Raw genomic sequence first — 20,654 nt, forward strand, 5'->3', positions numbered from 1 at the left:
CTCCCTTTCTATTACATGTATGTATCCATTTATCAGTGAAATAATAAGTATTTATACCTTATTCTTACGACAAACCATACCTCTCATTATAAACAAATTAGGGGAGTTTATGCCACCTTTATTGATGTTAATTTTTGATTTTTTCGTATGAAGAGCGTTAAAATCCAGTCATTTGCGTTAAATTGGCGTTATTCCTGTGTGTGATATACTTTTTGCAAGTGTCCCTTCTATGAAAGGCAATGTTAGGAATGAATACAATAAAGACAATGCACCTGATCGGCTATCGATTGAACGAAGCGATTATCCATTTTATAAAAAGGTACACATAAACGGGTTTAAGTCTACGTGTACCTTTTTATAAAACTTCTTGTACATTTTTTAGATGCATCTTTTCTTAACTTGCATTAATATGCTTCCCCTTTTTCACAGACCTTGTTTATAAACTACCTATAAGTGCAAGTTCATGCTCTACTTATCATACATCACAGTATAGAGACAATTTCTTTCCCTAAGGAGATTAATGCATCAATGATAAACGGCGCAGCAAAGAGAATTGATGCTTTCCAGTTCTCTTTTTTGTACTGGAAAAAGAGCAAAATGAGAACAGACCCTATAAGCGCTGTCAACATGTACAACAATAAGTTATCTATCTGCAAAATCCCCATGCATATTACATTGATAAACATAATGAGAATCTTAGGAATCAGAGCATAAAACAACTTACTCTTAACTTCAGGAGCAAAGATCATCAATAAGAATTTACCAATTAGATACTGCACTAAAAGGCTTATTGTTGTTAAAGTTGTAGTGATGACAACAATTAGATTCAGCATTGTTTCATAGGAGATATCCTCTAACAAAGCTTTCAAATCATCTAGTTTAGAAATGTAGCCATTCAACTCAATAGCAAAAGTTACAAAATAATAATTGACAAAAATAAAAATGACCAATGATATCAGTGATGTTATTCTTGGACGTTGTTCCATAAAAGCATCCCATCTCCTATACTAAAAATGCTTGAATTATCATTTAAGCGTTTATTGACCATGCTATGGGAAACATAAATAATGGTTGCATTTTTTTTAGAAATTTTCACTAACCTTTCAGATAGCATATCTATACTTTCTGAATCGAGCGATGACATGGTTTCATCAATTAGTATTGTTTCCCAATCTTTTACGAACACTAAAGATAACCCTACCTTCGCTTTCATACCCGTAGATGCTCTACTATACGAACCATCTAGGTTGCCATCAAAAAAATCATTCACATTACACATTTGTTCTTCATTAGGTGTAATATTAAACGTATTCCACAAGATCTCTAGATTTTCTCTAATCGTAAATGGGTGAATACCAATAGAGTCCACATTTAAATAAAGAGTCGATTCTTTGTTTATCTCAATAACCCCAGAGTATCTTTTATCTAAACCAGATATCATTCTAAGGAGAGTACTTTTACCTGCACCATTTCGGCCTACTAAATGAAAGAGACCCGATGGAATTGAAAAATTCACTTTATCCAGTATCATATTATTTTTGAATTTCTTTGTACATTCTACAAATTCTAATCCCACTTGAATCCCCTTCTCTGTAATATAGAGTCTTCAATAAAATCAGCTAATGTTGATAATGATAGAAAATAATAAGGAATCATACCCTTCAATAAAGGCAGCTATTATTAGGATGACTAACGATAGGACATAATAAGGAATCATTTTTTTCATGACACCTAGAGCAGCTTTAATTGACTTCGTATAGATTAATGTGAAAAGCACATACTGGCTTATTCCTTGATACAGCAGCATATTTGGGAATTCTAATAAACCATGAGGAATTAATTTATCTAAAGCTTCTTGCGCTCCTAACGTCCTAAAACCCATTGTAATAACGAAGGACGAACCTCCGAAATCCATTATTTGAAATAATGGCGAAAATAAAAAACCCAATAAATACATTCCAAAATTCGTTAAGTTATGCATCAGCACTACAGACATAAAATCTTGACCCGAAGTTGGCGGTGCTGCTTCAAATAATTCTTTGTTGACTATGTTTCCAAAATAAATTCCTATACTAATCAGTAATATACAGTAGCTAGAATAGTACCAAAGAAAACATTTAAATCTTTTATTTATCATTTTCCTCCTCTTTTCATGAAGTAATAGTAAATATTGTAATGCATATTAGTAATAAAATAGGCAAAGAAAGTTTCAGCAATGTATGTTCATAATCGTTGATTAATAGTTCGGTTTTTCTGAAATATACAACCCCAATAAAGATTATTATAGGAATCGACAACATATTTTTAAGATTAATTGAGATATCAGAAGTGTTTATCATTACTCCGACTATTCCACACGCACTTATAAAAATGAGCACAAGGCATAGTAAATAAATCGTACTAGATTTAAATCTCTCATATGGACCTACAATCAAAGATGCTTGTAACATCTCAACTCTGGCCTTATCAAGCATGATCTCTTCCTTTTTTGACCCTATTAAAATTTCTAAGATCGTTATAAAGTTTATATAGACTAGAATTAGCGCAGGCAGGTTTTCTACTTTTGTTAAAAGAGATTGGGCAAAATAAGTAAGCACTGAAGCTAGGGTACCTATTAAGACTATTAATATTTTATTGCTATTCATATAGGATAAAAATAGATGCAGAATATTACCAGATCTATATTTCTTATTAGCACTTTTTAAAAATGAAAGTCCAATTGTCATCGGTATTCTATGAGAATTACTTATGTAAATATAAATAAGAAGAGATTGTACTATCTGCAGTATAATAACTGCTTCAAGAATAGATGTTATAATATACCAAAATTGCAACAAAAGAAGTACTCTATTCATAATATTGAATAAACCCGACAATAATTGAGATGCAAATGAAAGTATTATAGCAACAATAGATAGTATAATAATTAAATATTCCTTTTCTACTAACAAAAAGATTGAAGAGATTAAACAAGCAAGAAGTAGTTGAACTGCATATCCTTTTTTCATAGTAAAGAATAAATGTTTCATCAACAATTGTTTAGAGATAAAGACCAAGCCTGGTTGTTGTCTTCTGTATGGTAATACACAACGATTGATATTAGCTGTAGCCACAATATATATTGAAGTAAAAATAAAGCTGTTCAGGTAAGAGTTAGGAATCATGCCACGATAGAAAATAATCCCTACCATGACAATAAAAGAAAAAAGGATCGTCCCAATATAATTGAGGTACCCCATTATACTTCGATCATACATTTTAAATAACTTATTTAGTTTGTACATAAGTCACTTTAACAAGCAGTAGCTTTGGCTTTCCCATGCACAGCCAAAATACCAGCATTCCCATTACTAACACCCAACTTTACTTCAATCAAAGAACCTCTACCACCAAAAAAAGCTGCCATTGTAACTGCAAATAACAATGATGAGAATAAGTAAGTTTTTTTGGGTTTTATCATCAAAAAAATACCTCCTAATTGATGTTTTATAATAATCCAAAATGGGCATACAATGTTAAATTATCTTTAAAGTTACCATTTATTGACCATACAATAATATTGGAAAAAATCATCTCAATAAAGATTGAGATGATTTTTTCTGAGATTAAAAAGCAGCAGCTTTAGCTTTTCCTTTTTTCTTGAGGATAGCCAAAATAGAAGCAGCTACACCTGCACTAATTGTTCCGACGCCAGTGAACATGCCAACGATAGTAATGACAGTTGCTACCGAGGACCAAGTATCTAAGAAATTAACTATTGTAAATGCGGTTCCAGTACTAACACCAAGATTTGCTGCAATCAAAGAACCATTACCAATCACTAAAGCTACTGATGTTACCGCCAGAAGTGACAGCGATAATAAAACATAAAACCTAGAATCTGTTGCTTTCGTCATAATTTGACCTCCTTCGATTATTTACTACTCCTTTAGTCTAACAAGAATTAAATTACATTTCAATATTTTTTTGGAAAATTTGTAATAATTATTTATATAGAGGTATTTATAATCAATTTTTTAGGGATTAAGCTCTTTTTCCATTTTACAGGTTACTTATGTAATGGCATAAAACACTCTAATTCGCCAAACTCTAGTCAAAATTTCTAATAAAACACTATTAAAAATCAATTCATCTCATATCTTTAGTCTTAGAGGTAGGTAACTTTTATCATGACTGAGATAATTATGGCATTTATATTTTTAAGATATGATTAGCTCCTTTATTTCTTGAATTTATTAATATAATGTTCTTAATAAAATAAGTCCATCTTCACTAAAGACAGAGGCAGAGCCAAATTTAATGATTAGATCTCTCTCATTTTATTTTCTATAAACTGCTCACGGATGTAGAATAAAAAGGGCGTTCTTGGGCATTAATCGAATCAATGAATTGAATTGGCAGTACTAATCCTACCCCCTTGAACCTTGTAAAGACAAGATCTTTATAATTTTTTAAAATTATATTAGTATGATCGAACATGTCAGTATCTTTATACATCGCAATTCCTATGAAAGTCTTCAAAAAGTTGAAAAATATTAGAAAATACGATAAACATGCTACTCTTAAAAACCCAACATAAGTCCCTGTATATGGATGTTGAAAAAGACTGGAACGGATGAAGTCAACCAATGAAATTGTACCAATTTCTAGTATTCCAAAAAATCGAGACACTCATTATGAGATGTCCCGATTTAGGTTGATAACAGAATAAAGGTACTTTAATAAAGGTTTTATTTTCATTTTAAAGGTTACTAGTATTAATTTTGGCTATTTTGTATTAAATACCTCACGGAGATCTTTTCAATTTCGGACAAATAAAATTTTTTCCTCATCTATGTTTGAATAATATCCAGCATTTTAGAAATTCATTCTCTTTTAGAAATAAGCTAATTATTGATTTGTTATATATTTCTCAAACATTGAGATTTGCTTTAAATATGTAATGTCTGTGAGACGATCGCCTCACTTATAAATATGTTTAAAAATTAAATGATGAAAACTTTATAGCTATACACTTTTATTTATCTTAATCTAAAGTTTTTGAAATAATGAAATTACTACAGCTATGGTCAATACAATTCCTGCAAACATTAATACAATTAATTTTCTACGACTGTTTTCTTTTTGATCACTGTCCTTTTTTGAATTCTTAGAAAGTTCTGTCGAAACCAAAATCCATATAACCATTGTTACGATTCCTAAGATGGTAGTAGTGGTCATAATAACCTCCAAATATTTATATTTCTTCAATTTTAACATAACCCCATGATAAAATGGGTCGATACTGGAAATTATCTTAAATTCAGGAAAAAACGGCTATTACCTTTTGTACAGATTTAGTTACTCCTTTATTTAGTGTCTAATACTTTAGTAGGTTTGTTGCCAGTTCATATGAATCAATACTCTCTACATCATCGGTGACAGATCACTCTTAAGTTAAAGCTGGTTATATTACTATACAATCCTTTTCCACCCTAAAAAAACCTTTAGATTTTGTTACTGTTTTAAAATTTTAAAACTAATTGAACCGTACCAAAAAAGACCCCCTCACATCAGGTGGTCTTTACTTGGTTTCTACATATCTAGCAGTTTCCGTGAGATGACCAGCCGCTGGATTTCTTGTGTCCCTTCATAGATTTGAGTGATTTTCGCATCACGCATGTATCGTTCGACTGGGTAATCCTTTGTATAGCCGTATCCGCCGAAGATTTGTACGGCTTCTGTCGTCACCTTCATGGCTGTATCACCGGCAAAGAGCTTGGACATAGCTGATTCTTTCCCATACGGAAGCCCTTTCGTTTCAAGCCATGCTGCCTGATAGGTGAGCAGTCTTGAGGCCTCAATTGCCGTTGCCATATCCGCTAACTTAAAAGCAATGCCTTGCTGCTGAATGATTGGTTTGCCGAATTGTTTGCGCTCCTTTGCATAATTGACTGCTGCATCCAGAGCACCTTGAGCAATACCAACAGCTTGTGCGGCAATACCGTTTCTGCCGCCGTCAAGTGTCATCATCGCTATCTTAAAACCTTCGCCTTCTTGACCAAGCCGGTTCCTTTCGGGTATACGACAGTCTTCAAAGATGATTTCTGTCGTTGGCGATGAGCGGATGCCCAGTTTGCTTTCTTTTTTGCCGATTGAGAAGCCTTGCGTCTCTTTTTCTACAATAAAAGCGGTTGTATTACGGGATGAAGGATCTTGGTCGGTAACGGCAAACACAATATAATAATCCGCAATGCCTCCATTGGTAATAAAAATCTTTGCCCCGTTCAAGACGTATTCATTCCCTGCTTTTACTGCTGTTGTTTTCATTCCGCCGGCATCTGAGCCCGAGCCGCTCTCGGTCAGTGCGTATGCGCCGATCTTCTGTCCCTCTGCAAGCGGCTTTAAATACATCTCCTTTTGCTCATCTGTTCCGAATGTATAGATTGGCCATGAGGCGAGTGATGTGTGAGCAGATAGGGTGACGCCTGTTGAGGCGCACACTCGTGAGAGCTCTTCAACCGCTATGACATAGGCCAAATAATCACTACCAATCCCCCCATTTTCTTCTGGCCAAGGGATTCCCGTTAAACCAAGCTCCGCCATTTGACGAAAAATAGCGGGATCATACGATTCTGTTTCATCTCGCTCTGCTGCTGTTGGCTCCACTTCATTTTTCGCAAAGTCTCTCACCATTTTTTGTATCATTTCGTGTTCGTCACTTAATTGGAACTGCATCATGAGCCACCTCACTTCATATTAGCTGTTTACAAATAACCAGCCTTTGTATTTCACTTGTTCCTTCATAAATCTCACAAATTTTCGCATCACGAAAGTACCGCTCTGCTCGGTATTGCTTCGTGTAACCGGCTAGACCAAGCAAATGGATGACTTCAGTACTAATATCAACCGCTGTTTTAGATGCAAATAACTTCGCCATCGACGCTTCCTTCGTGACAGGGCGATTGGCCTCTTTATAAGAAGCCGCTTGATAGACAAGAAGTTTTGCCGCTTCCAGCTTGGTGCCCAGATCGCCCAACCGAATGGTCGTTTCAAGGCCAGCTGGATGATGCTTTAAATACGTGACCGCCTCAGCTAATGCGGCTTCTGCAATACCAAGGCTTTGAGCCGCAATGCCAATTCTCCCCGCATTTAAGCTAGACATGGCAATCCGAAAGCCTTCTCCTTCTGCGCCGAGCAGCTGTTTTTTTGGAATTCGAACACCGTCAAAATGAAGTGTGACTGTTTTTGATCCATGCAGGCCCATTTTCTTCTCATCTTTTCCGATCGTAAATCCTGGTGTCCCCTTCTCCACAATGAATGCTGATATATTTTTCTTAGCAGAAGCCGGGTCTGTCACCGCAAATACAAGATAGACTTCTGCTTCACCGCCGCTTGTGATAAAAATTTTCGTTCCATTTAACACATAGTGATCGTCTGTGCGCTCTGCTTTCAACTGAATACTAGAGGCATCTGATCCTGCCTTCGGTTCAGTTAGACAAAAGGCGCCCAGCTTCTGCCCGGACGCAAGCTTGGGAACGTAGGATTCTTTTTGTTCAGTCGTTCCAAACGCCAAAATCGGCATCGTCACAACGGATGTATGAACGGATACAATGACACCGATGGTTGCACTTACTTTGGAAAATTCATGAATCGCCATGATATAGGTTGTGAAATCTGCCCCTAATCCGTGATACTTATCTGGGATCGGAATGCCTAAAAAGCCTTGCCGACCCATTTCAGCTAAAAGCGTTTTCGGGAACACGCCCTGTTCCATCGCTTCTGTTTCAGGGAATACATGCTGGCGTGCAAATTCTGCTACTCGTTTTCTCCAAAGACGTTGTTTTTCTGTCAGCAACACATCCATCTTGACTCCCCCTATGAGTGGTCGTGGTAAGTGTAAAAACCTCTCTTTGTCTTTTTGCCCAGCCAGCCTGCGTTCACGTATTTTTTCAAAAGAGGACAAGGTCGATATTTGCTATCTCCAAGACCCTCGTGAAGGGTATTCATAATAAATAAACAAGTATCGAGCCCGATGAGGTCGGCGAGACGAAGCGGGCCCATTGGATGGTTCATTCCAAGCGTCATGATGCCGTCAATACTTTCTACATCTGCCACGCCTTCATAAAGGGTATAAATGGCTTCATTGATCATCGGCATCAAAATACGGTTTGACACAAACCCAGGGAAGTCTTCCACTTCTATTGGGGTTTTGTCTAATGTCTTTGCGGTGTCAAAAACAAATTGGTACGTGGCATCATCCGTTTGTAGCGCACGGATTACTTCCACAAGTTTCATCACGGGAACTGGATTCATAAAATGCATACCGATCACTTTCTCAGGCCGCTTCGTCACGGCTGCTAATTCTGTGATCGACAAGGAAGACGTATTTGTCGCAAATATCGTGTCATCAGGTGCAAATTGATCGAGGGTTTCAAAGATTTGTTTTTTGATCTTCATTTGTTCAGATGCGGCTTCAATCACTAAATGCGTCTGCTGTACATCCTTTAAATCTGTTGAAACAGCCAATCGCTGTGTAATATCACGGACTGCCTGATGTGCCAGCTTTCCTTTTTCTGCTCGTTTCGTCAGTTGTTTGGTCATAGAGGAAATGGCTCGATGAATCTGCTCCTCTGCCGTATCATGGAGCAGGACGGTATAACCTGACTGTGCAAATACTTGGGCAATACCCGAGCCCATTTGCCCAGCCCCAACGACCATGACGGTCTCTTCTATACTCATGACAATGAACGCCTCCCTTTTAATCCACCTTGATCATGATCGCATCACCTTGACCCCCGCCGCTGCAAATTGCCGCAATGCCGATCCCGCCGCCTCTTTGTCTGAGTGCATGAATCAAGGTCAGTATAATACGTGTTCCGCTTGCTCCAATCGGGTGACCAATCGCGACTGCCCCTCCGTTCACATTCATTTTCCGCCGATCCAGTCCAAGAATTTTTTCGCATGCCAATGCAACCGCTGAAAAAGCCTCATTGATTTCAAACAAATCGATATCCTCTACTTGCTTCCCTGTTTTCTTTAACACTTTTTCGATGGCATAGGCTGGTGTTTTCGGAAAATCCTTTGCCTCTACTGCTACTTGCGCATGCCCAAGCACAACTGCCAGAGGTTTTTCACCTTGCTGCATGGCGTATGTGTCTTTCATTAATAGAAGCGCACTTGCACCATCATTGACACCCGGTGCATTGCCAGCGGTAATCGTACCTGCCTGATCGAAAACGGGCATCAGTTTTGACAAACGTTCATATGACGTATCACGCCGCGGGGCCTCATCTTCTGAAATCAGCTGATCTCCTTTTTTATTCTTGACGGTAACGGGGATGATCTCATTTTTAAAAAAGCCGCTTTTTTGCGCCTCAATGGCTCGTTCATGACTTCTTAACGCCCAAAGGTCTTGTTCTTCTCGTGTAATGCCAAGCTCTTTCGCCGCCATGCTTCCATACTCACCCATATGAACACCTGTAAACGAACAGGTTAATCCATCTAAAATCATGGCATCTTGTACAGCACCATCTCCCATTTTGTAACCCCATCGTGCTTTTTTCAGAAGATAAGGAGCATGAGACATGGATTCCATGCCGCCTGCCACGATCACCTTGGCATCTCCCGCTCGAATGATTTGATCGGCTGTCGTGACACTGCGCATTCCTGAAGCACAGACTTTGTTGATGGTTTGCGTCGGAACCGACCAAGGGAGATCTGCATGTCTAGCTGCCTGTCTTGAAGGAATTTGACCTTGTCCTCCTTGAAGGACACTGCCCATGATGACTTCATCCACTTCATGAACATTTGAGGCTCTTTCCAGCGCAGCTTTTATCGTCATCCCGCCTAATTCTGCAGCAGTCAAACGACTTAAAGTTCCACCTAGTTTTCCAAATGGTGTTCTCGCCCCAGATACAATGACCGTCGTGCTCATTTCTTTCCCCTCCTATTTGTTACCGCATACATAAATGCTAGACAGTTCATAAAATATCGGTGTCCACTGGCCGATGAACAGTCGATCCATCGGCCTGACACCTTTATGAAGCCTGCGTTCTCGTTTCGCCAAACACTGATTTTTCAAGAAGTTCTGCGACATCAAATGTGCCGACCTGCTCTTCTACTTCCTTCGCTTTCGTCCCATCCCCAAGCATGGTTAAACAATATGGGCACCCTGAGCTGATGATGGACGGCTGTACCTGTAAGGCCTGCTCCGTCCTCGCTGTGTTAATTCGAGTACCTGTCTCTTCTTCCATCCACATTAAGCCACCGCCGGCACCACAGCACATCCCCGATTCACGATTCCGTTCCATTTCTTTCAGTGTCACACCAGGAATGGCTTTTAAAATATCTCTTGGCGGATCATAGACCTCGTTATATCTGCCTAGGTAGCAAGAATCGTGGAAAGTAATGACTTCGTTCACTTCATGAATAGGCGTTAATTTCCCCTCTTTTACTAGCTCTGCCAGCAATTCTGTATGATGATACACCTCTGCCTCAAGTCCAAAGTCTGGGTATTCATTTTTAAATAAATTGTAAGCATGCGGATCGATCGTGACGATTTTGGTTACGTCATTTTTTTGAAATTCTTCGATGTTTTTTGCAGCAAGCTCTTGGAACAAAAATTCATTCCCAAGTCTTCTCGGTGTATCACCTGAGTTTTTCTCTTTATTGCCTAGGATGGCAAAAGAAACCCCTGCTTCATTGAGCAGTTTTGCAAAGGCAAGAGCAATCTTTTGGCTCCTATTGTCATATGCACCCATCGATCCAACCCAGAATAAATAGTCGAAGGTCTGATCTGCTTTTTTCAGTTCTTTCACTGTCGGTACGTGCACATCTTCTCTTAGATCACGCCAGTTTTCTCTTTCTTTTCGATTCAATCCCCATGGGTTCCCTTGTCGCTCGATGCTTGTCATCGCACGCTGTGCATCTGCATCCATTTTTCCTTCTGTCAGTACTAAGTATCTGCGCATATCAATGATTTTGTCGACGTGTTCGTTCATGACAGGACACTGATCTTCACAGTTTCGGCATGTCGTGCATGCCCAGATTTCTTCTTCTGTAATGACCTCACCAATGAGAGAAGGATGATACATTGCGCTCGCCGCAGATTCTTCCGCTCCAGCTCCCCTTGCCTGTAATGCCAGTTGATTTCCTGTCGTCTGTTTGAAAGCAAGCTGCGGAACCCACGGTGTCTTTGAAGTAATGGCAGCCCCTTTATTTGTTAAATGATCTCTTAATCGTAAAATCAAATCCATTGGAGACAGCATTTTCCCCGTCCCTGTCGCCGGACACATATTCGTACAGCGCCCACATTCCACACAAGCGTAAAGATCAATCAGCTGAGATTGACGGAAGTCTTCAATTTTCCCAACGCCGAACGTTTCTTGTGTCTCATCTTCAAAATCAATTTTTTGCAGTTTGCCTGGCGGGTCCAATCTGCTGACAAATACGTTGACCGGGCCAGCGATGAGATGGGCGTGCTTAGACTGCGGGACGTACACTAAGAACGTCAGTAAAATGAGAAGATGCACCCACCATGCGACATAGAACACAATTGTTGCCGCAAGTGGTGAAAGCCAGCCCAGCAAGAAAGCAATGCCGGAAGCAATTGGCTCAGTTGCTGATAGTGAGTGCCCATGCCAAATGATGTTCATTCCGTTTCCCAGTAATACGGTCAGCATCAATCCGCCAATAAACAAAAGGACAAGCCCTGACTTAAAGCCCCTTTTTAAACGGACTAACTTCTCGACATATCTTCTATGGAACGCCCAAACCACCGCCACTAAAATGAGAAGTGTGACTACCTCTTGGAAGAACGTAAAGACACCGTAAAGCGGACCTAATGGTAGCCCGCTGTCTGGAACAAGTCCCTTCATAATAAAATCAAGGGCTCCGAACTGCACTAAAATAAATCCATAGAAAAACAGCACATGAATGATGCCGCTCTTCTTGTCCTTCAGCAGTTTCTTTTGCCCAAACACATTCACCCAAACACGTTCTAAGCGTTTTTTCATGTCTTTCTGAAATTCTTCTTTTTTGCCAAGACGAATATACGCGGCTCGTGTTCGAATGAGATAAATAAACAAATACACAGCGTAAGCGGTCACTGCCGCAAATGCAATCAAGTTAACAATTAAAAGGCTATTCATCTTGCTCCCCCTTTCATTCCCCAAGACCCACTTTGTTCCGTTTCCATGTTGTACCTCTATCATAAATAATGAATGAGTATTCAGTCAATATTTTTTGCCCATTTGGGTACACTATCGTCATATGTAAAAAAGGAGGAACCTTCATGATCGCATGGATCATTCTACTCGTCGTCTTCGTCATTGTTCTACTCGTCAGGCTAGATCTTTATATAGGGAGAAAATATTTTTCTACCCATGCTTTTGAACGGTCTTTTGACCAAACAAGCGGCGATGCAGTTTTTTATCATGATGGCGAACCACTGTTTGATCAGCTGCTTACGGATATACAGCAAGCCTCTTCTTCTATTCATATGATGTTCTTTATTGTAAAGAACGACAAGATTGGGCAAAGGATTCTGCAAGCACTTAAAGCGAAAGCAGAACAAGGTGTTTCGGTTTTTTTGCTCACTGATCGGTTAGGCTCCTATCCATTTGATCAAACATCCATTCAGATGCTCGAAAAAAGCGGCATTCAATTTTACTTTTTAAACAAACCACGTTTTCCTTTTTTCATTTATCGCTTGAACATGAGAAATCACCGGAAGATCACGGTGATCGATGGGAAGATCGGCTACATTGGCGGGTTTAATATCGGCGATGAATATGTAGGGAAAAACGGCAGGTTTGGCATTTGGAAAGACTATCACCTGCGCATGACAGGACAGGTTGTCGCAGACCTCCAGCACGTGTTTCTGAATGATTTGTACCGGTCATCTGGTATTCACCAGCTGCAATACGAGGTTTTTCCTACACTGGAACCGGGAACATTACAGTGCACTACACGTGCGACGGCAGGTTTTTCTTTAGAAGCCTTATTTCTTCACGATATTCAACAGGCGAAAAAGCAAATCACCATCTGCACGCCCTATTTTATTCCATCCGCTCCTCTTCTAAGCGCCCTTCTTGACGCACGGAAGCGAGGCGTGACTGTAGACATCATCATCCCAATGAAGGCAGATCACCCGCTTGTGAAAGAAGCTGGATTTCATTATTTGAAAGATCTGATTGCTGCTGGATGTCTTGTGTATCGTTTTTATAAAGGGTTTTATCATGCGAAAGCCATTCTCATCGATCATAGCCGTTGTATGATCAGTACAGCGAACTTTGATAAACGAAGTTTGTTTTTCAACGAAGAAGTGGATGTGGCCATTGATGATCCCGCCTTCACCGCACATGTAGAGGAAAAGATTCGTGAACACATGGAAGTGTCAGAACTGATGACTGAAGAAAAATACAAACAACGCCCACTTCTCACGCGACCAATTGAGTGGATAGGCGCCCTGTTCTCGTATTTTTTATAAAGGAGTTGACCTATGCGTTATCGATTTGGTTATGTATCCAACGCCGTCACTTTATGGGAAGCTTCACCTGCCAAGTCGCTGACCTTTGCAAGATACAGTAAGCTCTCAAAGGAAGAGAGGACAGAGGCTCTATTGCGAACGACGAAAGCCAACCTCGTCAATACATTAAGAACGCTTTATTTTGCGATTGCCCATGATATTCCGCTTTACCGTTTTTCAAGCTCGATTGTCCCGCTCGCCACCCATCCTGAGGTGCGGTGGGACTTTGTGACACCCTTTCGCAAAGAATTTCTAGAGATTGGTCAACTCGTAAAGCGGCATGGATTACGAGTGAGCTTTCACCCCAACCAATTTACTTTGTTCACAAGTCCAAAGCCATCCATTACAGAAAACGCCGTCATTGATATGACCTATCATTATGAAATGCTTGAGGCCATGAAGCTTGAAAAGGAAGGCTATGTGAACATTCATGTCGGAGGTGCATATGGCGACAAGGCATCTGCTTTACAGCGTTTTGATGAAAATATAAAGCAGCTTCCTGCACATATCAAGGCGAGAATGACGCTTGAAAATGATGACAAAACCTATACGTCATTAGAAACGCTTGATGTTTGTGAAAAGCATGGCATCCCGTTTGTATTTGATTACCACCATCACATTGCAAACAAAGATGATGATGCGGCACTTGATGACATTTTGCCAAGAGTGTTTGACACGTGGGCAAACACTGGCATACCGCCTAAAATCCACTTATCCTCACCAAAATCAGAAAAGGCGATACGAAGCCATGCGGATGGAGTAGAGATGTCCTTTGTATTGCCACTTTTTCAAGCTTTAAAGTCGTATGGTCGTGATGTGGATTTTATGATTGAGGCAAAGAAAAAGGATCAGGCCTTGCTCCGCCTTGTTGAAGAACTGTCAGCGATCAGAGGCAATCGGCGGACGGGCGGAGGCACCATTGAGTGGAAATCGTAGAGAAAGGTTTACCTCTATCACAACGGGGGTAAAAAAGCTATTGTGAGAAAGTATTTAACAGGAGGATATGAAGATGTCACAAATCTATTCAATCCGAATTGCTGCGAAAGCATTGAATTTACATAAGCTTATTTCTCTATACGAAAAGTGCCAGCACGCTCAGCATCGTTTATATGTATATTCTAAAAAAACAATGTGCAACATTAAGAACATCGTAGAGCTAGAAACCTTTAGGCTTACTCATTTAGAATCAGACTATTTAATCGTGGTAGAAGGAAAAGAGGCACAAGACCTTCTTCAGCCGTTTGAAAAAGAGAATGCTTCATAAAGAAAGGCAGCCTTAGGCTGACAAAGGGATAAAATGAACCTTATTTTATCCCTTTGTCTTCTTTTCAGCGTAGTTGAAAACCTTTGCAGTCTAGGAAGGACGAGTACCGGCGCGGAGCGAATGTCACATTCGTGAGTACCGGCACGCAGGACTGACACCGAATGCGAGGGTTTGTCTACACGCTGAGGCAGCCTTAGGGCTGCTCTTTTTCTTATATCCATGCTTCTGTCAGCCAAACCTCACCTGACGATGCATTCATTTTTACCTGTGTACCGATTGGCATCGTGAGCATCGGATGCGTATGGGCACTGTCAAATTCCGCGATGAGCGGCCTCTTTGTATCTCCCAGTACTTCAAGTAAAAGATCGTGCGGCCTTTTGCCCGTTCCTTCATCATCAAACAGCTCATGTTTCCCTAAGAGGATACCAGATACCCGTTCAAACACACCATTTATCTTTAACAGAGAGAAGTTCTTTTCGACGGTGGAGGCGGTTTTCATACAATCTTCAATGAGAAGGATATCGCCTTTTTGGATTTGAGGCATGAATTCACTTCCCCATATGCCATACATGGCATTTAGGTTCCCGCCGATCAGTCTGCCTTCTGCCTGCCCTTCAATGACGCACATCCAATCGTTTGGACGTTTTTCTTTTTCTCGTATTTTCTCTTCCCAGTTGATCCGTTCGTCCGTCCAGAAGGGCGGTTTTTTCACCTGATATGGGATGGGCTGCGGATGAATGAGAATGTCCTCGAAAGATTGATATGTATGATCGACAAATGGTTCAAACTCTCCAAAAGACGGCACAAGTGCAGGCCCGTAAAAAACAGGCAGACCCGTTTTTTCATAAACCGCTAAAAGAATCGCCGTCGCATCTGAATAACCAATCATGATTTTCGGATACTTCTTCAGCAGCTCAAAATCGAGATAAGGCAGCAAACTATTCGAGTTCGTCCCCCCAATCATCGACATGATACAGGACAAATCTTCTCTCGCCATCAGCTCATTCAGCTCAGCTGCTCGTTCTTGAATCGTTCCCGAACGATAGTGATCCTCTTTCCCTGTTAATGATCCTGGTACCACAATGAATCCTTTTTGTTCAAGCCATTCCTTCGCCCGCTCATACCTAAGAGGCGAGGTGGCAGATGCCGGACTTGAGGGAGAATAAATACCTATTTTATCGCCCTTCTGTAAATGCCGAAGCCCCTTCATTCCATCAGATCCTTCCTACACGAGTTTTTACTATCCTAGCAAAAAAAGCCCTTTTTCAAAAGGGCCTCGATTTAAAAATAAAGTACACTTCAATTTAACAGCTTAAACAGGCCAAATATGATGACAGTAAAACTGATGACCAGCGTCGCAAATATCTCAATACGAAAAAGAGCCCAGCTTAATAACTGGACTCATTCAATCACTTCTCTTCAATGACCAAACTGCGCTTCGTGCAGTCTGCTATAGACGCCGCCCATTTGGATTAAATCTTGATGGCGGCCTTGTTCTTCAATGCCTTCCTCTGTCACGACGATGATTCGGTCTGCATGTTTAATTGTCGCAAGGCGGTGTGCAATGACGAGTGTCGTCCGGCCGACTGCCAGTTCGCTTAGTGCGTCTTGGATTGCTTTTTCTGTTTCTGTATCAAGTGCTGACGTCGCTTCATCCAAAATAAGAATAGACGGGTTTTTCAAAAACATCCGTGCAATTGACAAGCGTTGCTTTTGACCGCCGGATAGCTTAACGCCGCGTTCACCAATGACCGTATTCAACCCTTCTGGGAAACGCTGAACGAGCTCCTCTAAATGAGCACGTCGCACCGCCTCCCAAATGTCTGCATCACTCGCTTCTAGGTTGCCGTACGCAATATTCTCACGAATGGTGCCTGAGAATAAAAAGACATCCTGCTGCACAATGCCAATCTGCTGTCTTAAAGAGGACAGGGTCATCGATTTTGTGCTCACACCATCAATGGTGATGTCTCCTTCGTCCACATCATAAAAACGAGGCAGCAGACTGCAAATGGTCGATTTCCCCGCTCCTGATGGCCCGACAAACGCAACAGTTTCCCCTTGTTTGATCTTTAAGTTGATATCCTTCAATACATGACTGTGCTCATCGTAGCCAAATGTCACGTTTCGATACTCAATTTCACCTTTCAATCCGTAAATATCACGTGCTCCTTCTGTATCCTTCACATCTGGCTCTGTTTCAAGCAAATCAACATAGCTTTTAAAACCGGCAATGCCTTTTGGATACATTTCAATCACCGTGTTGATCTTATCAATGGGTCTGAATAACACATTTGTGATCAAGACAAAGGCGATAAATCCGCCTGCCGTTAATTGACCTTGAAGAACAAACCATGTACCTGCCAGAAGGACAAACAGCGTCACAAGCCTTGTGAGAATATAGCTGATTGATCCGTTAACCGACATAATTTTATAGGAAAGAAGTTTCGCTTTTCGAAAGCGGTTGTTATTTTCAGCAAAGCGCTTTTTCTCGAAATGTTCGTTTGCAAAGGCTTGAACAAGACGAATACCGCCAATATTGTTTTCAACCCTTGCATGAAAATCTCCAATGTCATTGTTGAGTTGTGTAATCGCCTGCGTCATTTTTTTATTAAAATGAAGGGCTAACCAGATGATGACTGGCATAATCAAGAAGGTTAAAATGGCAAGCTGCCAGTTAATCATGAGCATGACGGCAAAGGCGCCAAGAATGGTCATAATCGCAATAAACAAATCCTCAGGTCCGTGATGAGCCACCTCACCAATGTACATGAGGTCATTGGTCATTCGAGACATAAGCTTACCCGTTTTGTTGTTATCAAAGAACTTAAATGAGAGACGCTGAAAATGATCAAATAGCTTTTTTCTCATATCGGTCTCAATGTTAATGCCAAGCATGTGCCCCCAATACGACACGATAAATTGCATCACTGAGCTGAGTGCGTAAATGACAAACAGCGCAAGTGCGGTCCAGGCAATGACCGTCCAGTTCCCTGTTGGTAATAATGTATCAATGAAGTAGTTCACGATCAGCGGGAAACCTAGTTCCATGAGTCCGACGGCCACAGCACAAAAGAAATCTAAAAAGAACAGACCACGATAGGGCCTGTAATAGGCAAAAAAGCGTTTTAGCATATGTAAAAGAACCTCACTTCCTCTATAATTGATAATAATTTTCAATTATAGAGGAATCATTATCGAAATACTAGATCAGGAAATGATTTCTTTCCCTGGAAACCCTCACAATACACCTGAAAACAATCGCGCAAACGATTCCTTTAAACGTTCCTTTAAGCCCCTTTTATAAAAATGAACCGGCCCCATTTGCTCACATTCTTTCATATCTTCCTCATAATGAGCCATCAATTGCTCGATCGGTTTCTTTGCCGCTGTAAAGACATTGACCTCAAAATTGAGTTGGAAGCTTCTCATATCAACATTGGCCGTTCCGACAGAGGCAAGTTCTCCATCTGCAATCATGACCTTTTGATGCATGAACCCTTTTTGATAGTGATACACCTTGATGCCCTCTTTCAAAAGCTCAGAAAAATAAGATCGTGTGGCGTATTGCGTGAGAAATCCATCATTAATCTCAGGCACCATCACACGCACATCCACCCCTCTTGTGGCCGCAATTTTTAACGCTGTGCGAATGGATTCATTTGGGACAAAATAAGGTGTCGCAATCCAGACAAATTGCTGTGCATTCGAAATGAGTGCGTCATATAAATCACTCATACTTTCCTTCATATCAGGTCCAGTCGGCACGACCTGAATGACATCTTCTCCTGTCACCGGATGCGGGGTGTGATACTTCGGATCATCAATTAACACTTCATCTGATACATACTCCCAGTCCAGCATAAATATGGAGTGAAGTGTCTGAACGGCTTCACCCTTTAACATCGTATGCGTATCACGCCAAAAGCCGATGTTTTCATCGCGTCCTACATATTCCTTCCCGACATTGAGCCCGCCAACAAATCCTGTTTCTCCATCAATAATCACGATTTTTCGATGATTTCGGAAATTGAATTTTTGATTAAAGAATCCGTATTTTAATGGTAGAAAAGGAGCGACCTTTATCCCCGCCTGCTTCAATCGTTTAATATCTTTTCGTGAGAAGCGAATGCTGCCAGCCGCATCATAGATGAAGCGGACCTCTACTCCTTCTTTCACTTTTTCAATCAGGATCTCCATCATCCGGTGACCGAGGAAATCAGATTTGAACATGTAATATTCTATATGGATGAACGTTTTTGCCTTTTTTAATTCTTCAAAAATACGAGGAAAGGTTTCCTCTCCATTCTTTAAAATCTCCATATCACTATTTGTATTTACATGCATACCCGTTGCTTTTTCTGTGTAATGAAAAAAAGCACGCTGATTATCGGTTAAACGCGTCTCATCCGGCTTACTCTCAAGCTCTGATATTCTGCGTAATTTTTCTCGGTTATACATTCTCTTTGATTTAAACAAATGTCCTTTGACATAAAGCTGCCCCGAGAACAAATAAAACATATAGCCGATGATCGGGAAAAAGATCAGTACATACATCCATAACAGCGTGTGCTGTGATGTCCGGTTCTCTAGCATAAGCGAAATAATACTAAATAAAATGATGGCGATGTAACTAGCTGCGTAAAGCTGAAAACCCCACGCTGGAACCGGCCACCAAAACACCACATATGCCCCAAATATCATGAAATATAAAAATAGAAATTCCAGTCTCCTCTTTTTCACATTCTCCGCCTCATTCTGTCTTTTTCTTTTCCATACCCTTTGCACAGCTCGTCTGAAACGCACGGTTTGCTGCTTTCTTTTAGCTTTTACAGACTGGAGCGTTTTGATCCGATATAATGGAAAATATGTGAAGGAAAGGACGAATGACTTATGCGTACACCATCTGCTTTAAAAAAGGGAAGCCACATTCGGGTAATTGCTCCAAGCCGAAGTGCCAGCATTTTATCAGAAGAAGGAATAGCTCAGGCGAAAAAACGTTTAGAGGCATTAGGGTTCACTGTTTCTTTTGGACAACACGTGTTTGAATGTGATCTGCATTCCTCTTCTTCTATTGAACACCGTTTATCTGATCTACATGAGGCATTCTCAAATGATGAAGTCGACGGCATTTTGACAGCAATCGGCGGCTTTAACTGCAATGAGCTTTTGCCTTATATAGATTATGATTTGATTCGTCAGCACCCAAAAGTTCTTTGCGGCTACAGTGATATTACCGCACTTGCAAACGCCATTACCGCCAAATGTGACATGGTTACGTACTCAGGTCCTCATTTCTCCAGTTTCCAAATGGAACAAGGACAAGAGGAGCAGACAGCCATGTTTCAAGCGTGCGTGATGAGCAGCGAGCCATTTGATGTCACCCCTTCTACAAAGTGGAGTGATGATGCGTGGTATCTTGATCAAGTAAATAGGCAGTTTCATCCGACAACATGGGGGATTTATCAGGAAGGAACAGCTGAAGGCACCTTGTATGGCGGAAATCTTTGTACACTGAACTTACTGCAAGGGACACCCTTTATGCCTCGCATCAAGGATGCCATCTTATTTGTAGAAGATGATGACTTGGTCTTTCCTGAAATGTTCGCCAGAGACCTTGCCTCGCTCTTGCAGCATGCCGAATCCATTAAAGGGTTAATCATCGGACGTTTTCAAAAGAAATCCAAGATGACAGAGGAACATTTGAGGTTCATCCTAGATAAGCACCCAATGCTTCAACACATTCCAGTGATTTACGATGTCGATATCGGACATACACAGCCGGTCTTCACCTTGCCGATTGGCGGGAGTTCCGAGCTCTCCTGCGACGGCGGACAAATCCAATGGCGTGTTCATGCATAAATAAAACCTAAAAAGCAC

19 protein-coding genes are annotated in these 20,654 nt (G+C 40.7%); 4 read left to right on the forward strand and 15 right to left on the reverse strand.

From position 1 onward, the window contains the following. Nucleotides 1-482: 482 nt before the first annotated feature. The 12 genes from M2369_RS06390 to M2369_RS06445 all read right to left on the reverse strand — a co-directional run bounded on the left by M2369_RS06390 (nucleotide 483) and on the right by M2369_RS06445 (nucleotide 12,131). Entirely contained in the window at nucleotides 483-986 is a 504-nt protein-coding gene (locus M2369_RS06390) for a hypothetical protein (protein WP_008354991.1), read from the reverse strand. Continuing rightward, complete coding sequence (locus tag M2369_RS06395; RefSeq protein WP_008343453.1) at nucleotides 965-1,576, reverse strand: ATP-binding cassette domain-containing protein; 612 nt, start codon at nucleotides 1,574-1,576, stop codon at nucleotides 965-967. Before M2369_RS06395 ends, M2369_RS06390 begins: the two co-directional genes overlap by 22 nt. A gap of 39 nt (nucleotides 1,577-1,615) precedes the next feature. Then, entirely contained in the window at nucleotides 1,616-2,137 is a 522-nt protein-coding gene (locus M2369_RS06400) for a stage II sporulation protein M (protein ID WP_008343454.1), read from the reverse strand. A 13-nt stretch (nucleotides 2,138-2,150) separates the two neighbouring features. Beyond that, nucleotides 2,151-3,257, reverse strand: coding sequence for a hypothetical protein (locus tag M2369_RS06405; protein WP_259253682.1), 1,107 nt, complete (start codon nucleotides 3,255-3,257; stop codon nucleotides 2,151-2,153). A gap of 35 nt (nucleotides 3,258-3,292) precedes the next feature. Further along, a complete protein-coding gene (locus tag M2369_RS06410) occupies nucleotides 3,293-3,460 on the reverse strand; it encodes a hypothetical protein (RefSeq protein ID WP_008343458.1) in 168 nt (55 codons plus the stop codon). 145 nt (nucleotides 3,461-3,605) lie between these two features. Next, the gene (locus M2369_RS06415; RefSeq protein WP_008343460.1) at nucleotides 3,606-3,896 is read right to left on the reverse strand and encodes an uberolysin/carnocyclin family circular bacteriocin; all 291 of its coding nucleotides are present in this window, start codon (nucleotides 3,894-3,896) and stop codon (nucleotides 3,606-3,608) included. 1,135 nt (nucleotides 3,897-5,031) lie between these two features. Further along, a complete protein-coding gene (locus M2369_RS06420; RefSeq protein ID WP_019743244.1) occupies nucleotides 5,032-5,220 on the reverse strand; it encodes a hypothetical protein in 189 nt (62 codons plus the stop codon). A gap of 354 nt (nucleotides 5,221-5,574) precedes the next feature. Continuing rightward, nucleotides 5,575-6,717, reverse strand: a complete 1,143-nt coding sequence (locus M2369_RS06425; RefSeq protein WP_057078933.1) for an acyl-CoA dehydrogenase — start codon at nucleotides 6,715-6,717, stop codon at nucleotides 5,575-5,577. 16 nt (nucleotides 6,718-6,733) lie between these two features. Next, nucleotides 6,734-7,846, reverse strand: a complete 1,113-nt coding sequence (locus tag M2369_RS06430; protein WP_259253684.1) for an acyl-CoA dehydrogenase family protein — start codon at nucleotides 7,844-7,846, stop codon at nucleotides 6,734-6,736. Nucleotides 7,847-7,857: 11 nt separating this feature from the next. Further along, a complete protein-coding gene (locus tag M2369_RS06435) occupies nucleotides 7,858-8,721 on the reverse strand; it encodes a 3-hydroxybutyryl-CoA dehydrogenase (protein WP_041507905.1) in 864 nt (287 codons plus the stop codon). Nucleotides 8,722-8,740: 19 nt separating this feature from the next. Continuing rightward, complete coding sequence (locus M2369_RS06440) at nucleotides 8,741-9,916, reverse strand: acetyl-CoA C-acetyltransferase (protein ID WP_259253685.1); 1,176 nt, start codon at nucleotides 9,914-9,916, stop codon at nucleotides 8,741-8,743. 103 nt (nucleotides 9,917-10,019) lie between these two features. Further along, nucleotides 10,020-12,131, reverse strand: coding sequence for a (Fe-S)-binding protein (locus tag M2369_RS06445; RefSeq protein ID WP_024718768.1), 2,112 nt, complete (start codon nucleotides 12,129-12,131; stop codon nucleotides 10,020-10,022). A gap of 143 nt (nucleotides 12,132-12,274) precedes the next feature. Here M2369_RS06445 and cls (M2369_RS06450) point away from each other — a divergent pair, with 143 nt between their 5' ends. The 3 genes from cls (M2369_RS06450) to M2369_RS06460 all read left to right on the forward strand — a co-directional run bounded on the left by cls (M2369_RS06450) (nucleotide 12,275) and on the right by M2369_RS06460 (nucleotide 14,774). Further along, complete coding sequence (gene cls, locus M2369_RS06450) at nucleotides 12,275-13,471, forward strand: cardiolipin synthase (protein ID WP_019743242.1); 1,197 nt, start codon at nucleotides 12,275-12,277, stop codon at nucleotides 13,469-13,471. Between the two features lie 12 nt (nucleotides 13,472-13,483). Continuing rightward, entirely contained in the window at nucleotides 13,484-14,446 is a 963-nt protein-coding gene (gene uvsE / locus M2369_RS06455; protein WP_259253686.1) for a UV DNA damage repair endonuclease UvsE, read from the forward strand. Between the two features lie 73 nt (nucleotides 14,447-14,519). Beyond that, nucleotides 14,520-14,774: a hypothetical protein gene (locus tag M2369_RS06460; protein WP_008343494.1), complete on the forward strand. Its 255-nt coding sequence runs from the start codon at nucleotides 14,520-14,522 to the stop codon at nucleotides 14,772-14,774. A gap of 211 nt (nucleotides 14,775-14,985) precedes the next feature. Here M2369_RS06460 and M2369_RS06465 read toward each other — a convergent pair whose 3' ends face one another. The 3 genes from M2369_RS06465 to cls (M2369_RS06475) all read right to left on the reverse strand — a co-directional run bounded on the left by M2369_RS06465 (nucleotide 14,986) and on the right by cls (M2369_RS06475) (nucleotide 19,517). Then, nucleotides 14,986-15,984, reverse strand: a complete 999-nt coding sequence (locus tag M2369_RS06465; RefSeq protein ID WP_008343497.1) for a S66 family peptidase — start codon at nucleotides 15,982-15,984, stop codon at nucleotides 14,986-14,988. Between the two features lie 209 nt (nucleotides 15,985-16,193). Then, nucleotides 16,194-17,909, reverse strand: coding sequence for an ABC transporter ATP-binding protein (locus tag M2369_RS06470; protein WP_041091393.1), 1,716 nt, complete (start codon nucleotides 17,907-17,909; stop codon nucleotides 16,194-16,196). A gap of 105 nt (nucleotides 17,910-18,014) precedes the next feature. Continuing rightward, nucleotides 18,015-19,517, reverse strand: coding sequence for a cardiolipin synthase (gene cls, locus M2369_RS06475; RefSeq protein WP_025208143.1), 1,503 nt, complete (start codon nucleotides 19,515-19,517; stop codon nucleotides 18,015-18,017). Nucleotides 19,518-19,667: 150 nt separating this feature from the next. Between cls (M2369_RS06475) and M2369_RS06480 the strand changes: the two genes are divergently transcribed. Then, a complete protein-coding gene (locus M2369_RS06480; protein WP_259253687.1) occupies nucleotides 19,668-20,636 on the forward strand; it encodes a S66 family peptidase in 969 nt (322 codons plus the stop codon). Nucleotides 20,637-20,654 lie beyond the last annotated feature (18 nt).

This window comes from Bacillus sp. JUb11, from assembly GCF_024807925.1.
Taxonomy (GTDB): Bacteria; Bacillota; Bacilli; order Bacillales; family Bacillaceae; genus Bacillus; species Bacillus altitudinis.

Bases quoted from the DNA above. Each gene is read 5' to 3' on its own strand.
- M2369_RS06390 (WP_008354991.1), bottom strand. From the start codon at position 986: ATGGAACAACGTCCAAGAATAACATCACTGATATCATTGGTCATTTTT.
- M2369_RS06400 (WP_008343454.1), bottom strand. From the start codon at position 2,137: ATGATAAATAAAAGATTTAAATGTTTTCTTTGGTACTATTCTAGCTAC.
- M2369_RS06405 (WP_259253682.1), bottom strand. From the start codon at position 3,257: ATGTATGATCGAAGTATAATGGGGTACCTCAATTATATTGGGACGATC.
- M2369_RS06410 (WP_008343458.1), bottom strand. From the start codon at position 3,460: ATGATAAAACCCAAAAAAACTTACTTATTCTCATCATTGTTATTTGCA.
- M2369_RS06415 (WP_008343460.1), bottom strand. From the start codon at position 3,896: ATGACGAAAGCAACAGATTCTAGGTTTTATGTTTTATTATCGCTGTCA.
- M2369_RS06420 (WP_019743244.1), bottom strand. From the start codon at position 5,220: ATGACCACTACTACCATCTTAGGAATCGTAACAATGGTTATATGGATT.
- M2369_RS06425 (WP_057078933.1), bottom strand. From the start codon at position 6,717: ATGCAGTTCCAATTAAGTGACGAACACGAAATGATACAAAAAATGGTG.
- M2369_RS06430 (WP_259253684.1), bottom strand. From the start codon at position 7,846: ATGGATGTGTTGCTGACAGAAAAACAACGTCTTTGGAGAAAACGAGTA.
- M2369_RS06435 (WP_041507905.1), bottom strand. From the start codon at position 8,721: ATGAGTATAGAAGAGACCGTCATGGTCGTTGGGGCTGGGCAAATGGGC.
- M2369_RS06440 (WP_259253685.1), bottom strand. From the start codon at position 9,916: ATGAGCACGACGGTCATTGTATCTGGGGCGAGAACACCATTTGGAAAA.
- M2369_RS06445 (WP_024718768.1), bottom strand. From the start codon at position 12,131: ATGAATAGCCTTTTAATTGTTAACTTGATTGCATTTGCGGCAGTGACC.
- cls (WP_019743242.1), top strand. From the start codon at position 12,275: ATGATCGCATGGATCATTCTACTCGTCGTCTTCGTCATTGTTCTACTC.
- uvsE (WP_259253686.1), top strand. From the start codon at position 13,484: ATGCGTTATCGATTTGGTTATGTATCCAACGCCGTCACTTTATGGGAA.
- M2369_RS06460 (WP_008343494.1), top strand. From the start codon at position 14,520: ATGTCACAAATCTATTCAATCCGAATTGCTGCGAAAGCATTGAATTTA.
- M2369_RS06465 (WP_008343497.1), bottom strand. From the start codon at position 15,984: ATGAAGGGGCTTCGGCATTTACAGAAGGGCGATAAAATAGGTATTTAT.
- M2369_RS06470 (WP_041091393.1), bottom strand. From the start codon at position 17,909: ATGCTAAAACGCTTTTTTGCCTATTACAGGCCCTATCGTGGTCTGTTC.
- M2369_RS06480 (WP_259253687.1), top strand. From the start codon at position 19,668: ATGCGTACACCATCTGCTTTAAAAAAGGGAAGCCACATTCGGGTAATT.